At 61.2% G+C, this 1,599-nt stretch carries 1 protein-coding gene; it reads right to left on the bottom strand.

Annotation, left to right across the window (positions count from 1 at the left end; all coding sequences use genetic code 11):
* Nucleotides 1-29 precede the first annotated feature (29 nt).
* Nucleotides 30-1,436 (bottom strand): ABC transporter substrate-binding protein, encoded by a 1,407-nt coding sequence (locus tag VD17_RS24870; protein WP_185753214.1) that lies wholly within the window; start codon nt 1,434-1,436, stop codon nt 30-32.
* Nucleotides 1,437-1,599 lie beyond the last annotated feature (163 nt).

Here is a 1,599-nt window from a genome sequence, read left to right as displayed (position 1 = left end):
GAGGGGTGGCTTTTGACTCCTCCCACAACTCAGCGGCTGGCAACGGCCTGGGTGGTGGCGTCGGTGAAGTCGAAGACTTTCCCGCCCTGGGCCGTGGCAAATTGTTGGGCCTGGCCTTTGAGCAGAAACGCACTCAGCCGCCCTTTCGCATCACTGGCAAACCACGCCTGATCCGCCAGCAACTTGATCCCGCTGTCACTCGCCTGGGCATACACCGCGCGGATGTTTTTGCCTTCCTGCTTCAGGCTGGCCAACGCAGTGAACGCTGATTCTGCCGAGACGTACTGCCGAACCTTCGGCTCACCCCGCACCCAGATCTCCGCCACATGGCTGAAATCGGTGATGGCTTTGCCGCTCGACGCATCCACCGCTTTAAGCGGCGTCTGCCCGTAGTTGGCCAGTTGCGCGGTGTAATCCAGCTTCGAGGCCTTGAACGCGGCGCGGATGTATTGGTCGTCGATGAAGGTATTGAGGTCCAACCCGCGATCCGCCTTCTTCAACAGCTTGAGGGTATCGATAGCGGTCCCGACGGCCTGACGGTATTCCGGCTTCCAGCTCAGGTCGCGCGTTTGCACGCCCAGTGGACCGTGGAACAGGTAATTGACCTCGGCATCGACGCCGGTGACCTTGGCGATCAACTCGCTGTACTTCTCCGGCTCAGCCGCGAGCAACTGGTTGGCTTCAATGCTTGCGCGCAGGTAAGCCACAACGATTTCCGGGTACTTCTTCGCATAGGCCTGATCCACCAGCGCACCGTGGAAGGTCGGCGCATTGGCCTGGGCGCCGTCGTAAATCTTGCGAGCGAAACCGCGGCTGGGGAACAGTTCGGCGAACGGCACGAAGTCGGCGTGGGCATCGATCTTCCCGGCCTGCAAGGCCGAGCCGGCGACTTCCGGCGGCTGGGCGATGATGTTCACGTCTTTCAGCGGATCCCAGCCTTGGGCAGCCACGGCCCGCAGCAACATGCCGTGCGCTGTCGAGGCGAACGGCACGGAAATGGTCTTGCCCTTGAGCTCGGCCAGCGACTGCACGCTCGAGGCACTCGGCACCACGATGCCGTTGCCGCTGCCCTTGATGCTGCCCGACAGCACGCTGATAAACAGGCTGTGCTTGCCCGCGGTTTCGAACGCCACACCGTTGAACGAACCGGGGAAATCGGCCATGGCGCCGAAGTCGAGTTTGCCGGCGACCATCTCATTGGTCAGGGGCGCGCCGCTGGTGAAGTTCTTCCACTCCACCTCGTACTTGGCGTCTTTGTAGGGGCCGTCGTGGGGCAGGTATTTATCCAGCAGGCCCAGTTCGCGAATCAACAGACCGCCGGCGGCGCAGTTGATCGTGGTGTCCTGGGTGCCGATGGCAATGCGGATGGTTTCAGCCGAGGCCGACAAGGTGAATGACGCCAGTACCAGACCGGCAAACGCTGCACGCAGCAATATTGGTAAAGACATGGGTGAATCCCCTCGAATCATTTATTGGATATTCGTCTCCGCCACGATCAGGGCGCGGTGGGAAACGAGGGGTGTTTGAATCAGGCGTCCGGTGTTGCCGGGTAGCCTTTTGGGGTTGTCACAAAACCAATGTAGGAGTGAGCCGGCTCCG

Source organism: Pseudomonas fluorescens (genome assembly GCF_000968015.1).
Classification (GTDB): domain Bacteria; phylum Pseudomonadota; class Gammaproteobacteria; order Pseudomonadales; family Pseudomonadaceae; genus Aquipseudomonas; species Aquipseudomonas fluorescens_W.
Note: the sequence above shows the minus strand (reverse complement) of the source record. Positions and strands in the feature narration are given on the sequence as shown.